7 protein-coding genes are annotated in these 6,507 nt (G+C 41.7%); 1 reads left to right on the forward strand and 6 read right to left on the reverse strand.

Annotated elements, in window-relative coordinates:
* Window positions 1–11 precede the first annotated feature (11 nt).
* The 5 genes from ACQRD1_RS14390 to ACQRD1_RS14410 form a co-directional block, all read right to left on the reverse strand.
* A complete protein-coding gene (locus ACQRD1_RS14390; protein WP_235234244.1) occupies window positions 12–365 on the reverse strand; it encodes a DUF1667 domain-containing protein in 354 nt (117 codons plus the stop codon).
* Between the two features lie 20 nt (window positions 366–385).
* Window positions 386–1,651, reverse strand: coding sequence for an NAD(P)/FAD-dependent oxidoreductase (locus ACQRD1_RS14395; RefSeq protein ID WP_235234246.1), 1,266 nt, complete (start codon window positions 1,649–1,651; stop codon window positions 386–388).
* Window positions 1,648–3,057: an NAD(P)/FAD-dependent oxidoreductase gene (locus ACQRD1_RS14400; RefSeq protein WP_235234249.1), complete on the reverse strand. Its 1,410-nt coding sequence runs from the start codon at window positions 3,055–3,057 to the stop codon at window positions 1,648–1,650. Before ACQRD1_RS14400 ends, ACQRD1_RS14395 begins: the two co-directional genes overlap by 4 nt.
* A gap of 17 nt (window positions 3,058–3,074) precedes the next feature.
* On the reverse strand, window positions 3,075–3,647 hold the full coding sequence (locus ACQRD1_RS14405) for a glycerol-3-phosphate responsive antiterminator (protein WP_235234252.1): 573 nt from the start codon (window positions 3,645–3,647) through the stop codon (window positions 3,075–3,077).
* Window positions 3,648–3,829: 182 nt separating this feature from the next.
* The gene (locus ACQRD1_RS14410) at window positions 3,830–4,852 is read right to left on the reverse strand and encodes a DUF2804 domain-containing protein (RefSeq protein ID WP_235234250.1); all 1,023 of its coding nucleotides are present in this window, start codon (window positions 4,850–4,852) and stop codon (window positions 3,830–3,832) included.
* 190 nt (window positions 4,853–5,042) lie between these two features.
* On the opposite strand from ACQRD1_RS14410, the gene ACQRD1_RS14415 reads away from it, so the two are divergent.
* Window positions 5,043–5,855: a chloride channel protein gene (locus ACQRD1_RS14415; RefSeq protein WP_427787916.1), complete on the forward strand. Its 813-nt coding sequence runs from the start codon at window positions 5,043–5,045 to the stop codon at window positions 5,853–5,855.
* 157 nt (window positions 5,856–6,012) lie between these two features.
* On the opposite strand, the gene ACQRD1_RS14420 is transcribed toward ACQRD1_RS14415, so the two are convergent.
* A partial coding sequence (locus ACQRD1_RS14420; protein ID WP_427787918.1) for a YfhO family protein occupies window positions 6,013–6,507 on the reverse strand: 495 nt, incomplete at its 5' end.

Consider the following 6,507-nt stretch of genomic DNA (forward strand, 5'->3'; position numbering starts at 1 on the left):
TTCTTTATTATTTAATTAATACTTGACGTCGTTATCACAGGAATTCCTGTATCTGCCACATCTTCAACTATTATCTGACCGTTCAAAACCGGCGGCTCAATTTCCAGTTGTTTTAACTCTTTGACACAGTCCATAACCTTTCCTTTGGGAATATCCTCTTTTGTTTTTACCGGGACCACTCCCCCTCCCTTTACATGCACAGTTGTTGTCACAATCCTGGTTGGATCAGTCACTTCTTTTCTGGCATATACATCTCCACGCACACATGTATTTCCAGTCACACCTTTCACTTGATTATCTTCTATTTTCACATACAACGTACAACCCATCGGGCAGCCAATGCAGGTCAATACTCTTTGTCCCATAATCTCACCTCCCACATCTATCACATGGTTTCCAAAGCAACTATGATCTTATCAATATTGCCGCACTCTTCTAACTTTGCTTTCTCAATGATTACTTCTTCCATCTCTCCGGGAGTCACAATCTGTTTTTTCCTGTGTATGATTCTCTTTTCTCCCAGATAAACACTGATATAGCAATTTCGATAGACATTACCCACTCTGAAACGAATCTTCACTTTATCACGCATTCGCTTCGGTTCTATAGTAGCCGGAACTGTATATCGTACACCGTCTTGCGGTTCTATCTTAATCGCTTGTTCTTCTCTTTCTTTCAATTCTCCACGAATATACGCCGCTGCGTTTTCTCCTGCACATTTTGCTTCTTCTGAAACATAATCCACCAGATCATGTACATGAAGAACATTGCCACAGGCAAATACTCCTGGCAGATTACTTTCAAGGCTTTCATCAACAACGGGTCCATTCGTAACTGGGTTCATACAGATTCCCATCGATCTGCTCAGTTCATTTTCCGGTATCAATCCACAAGAAAGAAGAAGCGTATCACAGACATATTCTTCCTCAGTTCCCGGAATTGGTTTTCCTTTCTCATCCACTTCTGCAAGAATAACCCCTTCCAACTGTTGCTTTCCTTTGATATCAACAACCGTATGCCGTAACTTTAACGGGATTCCAAAGTCATCCAGACACTGGACGATATTCCTCTTCAAGCCGCCGGAATACGGCATTAATTCTGCAACAACCTTCACCCTGGCTCCTTCCAGAGTCATTCTTCTCGCCATGATAAGACCGATATCTCCAGAGCCAAGAATTACGACTTCTTTTCCCGGAAGAAATCCATCTACATTGACCAGACGCTGTGCCGTTCCAGCTGAATAGATTCCCATCGGACGATATCCCGGAATATTCAAGGCTCCTCTCGGGCGTTCCCGGCATCCCATGGCAAGAACAATTGCTTTTGCCTGTATCTGCACGATTCCATCCGTTCGGTTCATCATCATTACCACTTTACCCGGCGAAATATCCAGAACCATCGTTCCGGTCAGATAAGAAATCCCCAGTTTCTGAACCTGACAGATAAAACGATGGGCATATTCCGGTCCGGTAAGCTCTTCCTGAAACGTATGCAATCCGAAACCATTGTGAATACACTGGTTCAGAATACCTCCTAATCTCTCATCCCGCTCAATAATCAGAATATCATCAATTCCTTTTTCTTTTGCCGCGATTGCAGCCGCAAGACCTGCCGGACCGCCTCCTACGATTACCAGATCACAATTCCTCATCTTGCATCCCTCCTTCCATTCTTCCGAATATCCTTTAATTCCAAATGCAATTCCCTTGCAAGAATTTCCATTACTTTCGGAGTACAGAATCCAGCCTGACAACGTCCCATACCCGCTCTGGTACGTCGTTTAACTCCATCCAGCGTTGTTGCTCCCAAAGGTCTGTGAATCGCATCCAGAATCTCTCCTTCTGTAATCTGCTCACATCTGCACACAATCTGACCATATGCCTGATTCTTCTGAAGCAACCGATTCTGTTCCTCTTTCGGAAGATCCAGGAATCGTACAATTCCTTTTCTCTCTTCTACAAAAATCTCTTTTTCTTTCAGTTCCATCTTTTCAGCCAGAATATCCCGGACATAAATACCAATCGCCGGAGCACTGGTTAAGCCTGGAGATTCGATTCCCGCCACATCAATAAATCCTTTTGCATCTTCAACTTCACCGATAATAAATTCCCCATGTTCTTCATGTGCTCTAAGTCCGGCAAAAGACGTAATCACCTGCTTAAACGGGATATTTTTAACAGACTTTGTACATTTCTCCAAAACCTCCTGAAGTCCTTTGGCCGTTGTTGCTGTGGCTTCTTTATCCTCTATATCAATTGCAGTCGGACCAAGCAGCAGATTACCATGAATCGTCGGCGTTACCAACACTCCCTTTCCCTTTTCAGTCGGGAGCTGGAAGATCGTGTGTCTGACCAAGTCACCTGCTGTCTTATCCAGAAGACAGTAATCTCCTCTGCGAGGCATAATATGTATCTTCAGTTCACTAACCATATTGTGAAATACATCCGCATATACCCCCGCCGCATTAATTACATATTTCGTATCAAATACACCTTGATTTGTCTGGATTCGATAGTCTTGTCCCACTCTTTCAATTAACTGAACTTCTGTTCCCAGCTTGAATTCCACACCATTTTGTGCGGCATTTTCTGCATAAGCAATATTCATGCCAAACGGACATACAATTCCTCCAGACGGGATATACAACACTGCATACACTCCATCCGCCAGATTAGGTTCCAGTTCAAGTGCCTGCTCACGTTTTAGGATTTTCATTCCTTTCACACCGTTTTCTTTTCCCTGCTCCAACAATTTCTCCAACGCAGGAATTCCCATTTCATTCTGACACACAACCATGGAACCATTTCTTTTAAACTCAAAATCCAGCTTTTTCGACATCTCATCCATCATAGAATTGCCCAGTACATTCAGTTTTGCCTTCAAGGTTCCAGGCTTTGCATCAAATCCTCCATGCACGATCCCACTATTTGCCTTGCTCGTCCCTTCACATATATCGCTCTCCCGTTCCAGCACACAGATATCCAGCTGATATCTGGACAACTCTCTCGCTATCGCACATCCTGACACTCCAGCTCCGATAATGATTACATCTTTCATACTTGCTCTTCCCCTTTCTATAACTTCCAAACATTTGGATTTGTAGATGAAATTGCTGCTGCCCCTGCGGAAATAGCTCCTATAATATCTTCCTTATCAGAAATCAGGCCACCGCAGATAATCGGTACTGATATTTTTTGAACAATCTGCTGTGTAATCTTTGGCATGATTCCCGGTAATATCTCCATAATGTCTGGCTTTGCCTGTTCTGCTTGTTTTGATATATTTTTCAAGGCCATCGAATCCAGTATAAACACACGAAATACGGTAAACATTCCTAATTCCTTTGCTCTTTTTAACAACGTAAGTCTTGTGGAGATAATGCCATCTACCCGGGTCTGTTCTTTCATAAAATCTACTGCGATTTCTTTACTTCCAATCCCGCCCAGCAAATCCATATGTACAATTGCAATCTTGTGTGCATCTTTTACCTTCTTTACAATCTTTCCAATATTGCAGATATCTCCATATAATATAAATACGATCTTTGATTCTGTCTTAAGACATGTCTCCAGTCCTTCCTGATCTTTGACCGCTGTAATGATCGGATTATCTTCAATTGCTTCCAATATCTCTTCATGCGTATACATCATATACAACCTTCTTCCTGAATATGTTTTTATCTATAGCATCTATCTTTCATGCAATAAAAAAGAGCAAAGCTATATATAGAAAACTATATAATCACTTCGCTCATTTTCTCCTAGTAATTATCTATATGTTAGTATAGCATACCTTTGAAATAAATACAATGATTTTGTCGATGATCCATCTAATACCTGTTATGTACATTTTCTGCAAAGCACATGACGTCTTTTATCTCCAGCACCGTTCCGTCATCCAGCACCGCCTTACCGCTCATTCTTCCAAACACCTGATGCTGATCCGTCTCTATAATGACTGCCGCAGTCCTTGCCGCACGGTCAAGCACTGGCACAAAGTCCATCTCAAACCGCCCATCACTGGATGAAAATGTCCACGGCTTCATATAACTGTCTTCTGGAATGTGGAACGTCACATCGTCCAACTTATGTGCAGTGCCATCGTAGAACAGCATATTTTCTGATGCCGCAGTAGTATCCCCGAAGCCATACCCTATATTGAATCCAAACGGCTTTCCATTTAACACGGTGTTCCCGGATCCCCAGTACCATCGGTTATCATACGTCCAGACACCACGTCCCCAGTCAAGCGTTCCAAAATCTGTTTCCTTCGAAAAAGTGTAAGTCTTCCCATCAAAGGTCATCGTGCCACTCGCAGGCATACAATTTATCTTCTGATTATAATAAAACGCCGTCTTCTTCTCTTTCCACGGAGTTGCAATGACCATGGTATCCATCTTCGGCTGTTCCAATACGATACTGCATGAAAACGGTTTGCCCTGATAAAAATTCTTAAACTGACATCCGATTCGCCGTTTTCCATCCCTCACCTGAAATTCCATATGGAGCCGTTTATCCTTGTATACCGTATCCCCGGCATCGGATGACTGTGGCAGATGAAACTTGCCCATCGGAAATGGATTCAGAATCGTCTGTGTATGCTCCCATCCCTCTTTGAAATTTAAAAGAGAGACCGACTGAAGACCTATATATCCGTCATCTGATATCGTAAACGCCCCTGCAAAATCTTCATTTAACACCAGATAATAATCCCATTCCTTGATTCGGAACCGAGGCGCCTTGATTTTGGTCCGGTCATACTGCCAGAATTGCTGCTTCGCCCATCCAAGCTCGGTAAGACTGCCATCCGATTTCAATAAAGGCTGCACTTTTGTTACCTCATGGTTTCGCATACTTATACCTCCATTATTCATTCAGCCTCTGTTCATGTAATCATTATAGCATACCTTTTTGTTCTAGTGACAAAATTAACAGTTTATTGTATAATCTTAGAAACCGTAGCAATTCTTTACACGACAATAAGAATAACAAGGTGGACGTATGATCTTATGAAGAAAACACTTCGGAGATTATCCCCAGACGATGAAAACGGTAATCGGAACGGTAAAGCAGGCAGGAACTTATCCGTACCGTAAGATTATTGTTCTTCTGACGGCTGCCATTCTTCCACTCATTTTGGGCAGCAGCGTAGGTCCGGAAGCCGGAATGGTTGGAGTCATCGTTGCCCTTGGATGTTGGGTAAATGAAAACCTTAAGTTTGCAGATAAGAGCGCGAATTTATATTCAAAAGTCGGCATGGCAGTTTCTTTGTCGATTCTCTTCTCTTCGCTTCTTTTCGGATTTTTCTCTGCTGTTGAAAACGATGATCTGCCTTTTGCAGATGACCAGGAAAAGATGGGCTCCAATTCGAAGCTCCTTATATATGCTATTTCCATTGTATCTTCCCTTGGAATTCTGACTTTGTTAAATCATCTGTTTGGAAAGGTTTCGGAAGGGTTCCCAAGCTTTGGAAAAGCAAGGCCTGATAAGTGGGATATTGCAATGATCATTGTCTATCTTATCTGCGGCATCATACTTGGTCTTTTCTTTGAGAAATCCGAAGAATGGTTTGAAAAGTTTTCCATAAAGACACCTCCGATTATAAGCGAAATTCTGGCAGGTTTGGTTCTGGGCCTTGTTGTTACGTATCTTCCGGTTGTTCAGTTCTCAGGGGAAAGCCAGATGGCAGTGCTGATTACGGATTATGCAAAGTATGCACCGGCGGCAATGATCGGGATTGCTTTTCTGAAGGTATTGATGACGAATATGTGTATTCAGATGGGAGTATGGATCTTTCTTGCGGCGGTACTTGCCAGTCAAGTGACGAGAGGTAAAAATCATGAAGAAAAAGCATAATAAAGCACTTTTACAGTGTCATCAGAATTAATATTTTCACAACAAACCAGTTATCCTGTGTCTCAAAATGTACTTCACCACCATATAACGGATTGTCAAAGCAAAATAAAAATGAACCCGCTTACTTTCCTCAAAAAAACGGAATTTCATATGCCAGCTATATAATGTACCTTTCATATCTTCTTCTTTTCATTACTACATTTAATGAAAAAAGTACTACCACTCCTATCATACTCAATATTTTTCCTATCATCACTCCCGGTGCATGATAAATCATCTCAATCTCATGTTTTCCTTCCTGCACTTTCATGCCAAGAAATGCAGTATTCACCTTCTCATATTCTGTTTCTTTGCCGTCTATTAATATCTCAAAATTTTCATCATAAGGAATCGATGTAATCAGATAACCATCTTTATCTCCTTCCACGATTCCTTTAATAACATTTCCTTTTGTCTCCTCTTTATCCATCTGAAATTCCGACTGAACAAGTTCATTTCGTTGATCTTCCAAAGTCGTTTCCTTCCATATATAACTGTTCAAATGGTCAATCTCATAATCACCCGCCCCAAACCTTATGTCTATCTTTGTCTGCCCTTCCTTTAGTGGAATTGCATAAGTAAATTCTTCATTTGCATTGTAATAAATATGTGT

It is taken from the genome of Bariatricus sp. SGI.019 (genome assembly GCF_050315235.1).
Classification (GTDB): domain Bacteria; phylum Bacillota; class Clostridia; order Lachnospirales; family Lachnospiraceae; genus JAFBIX01.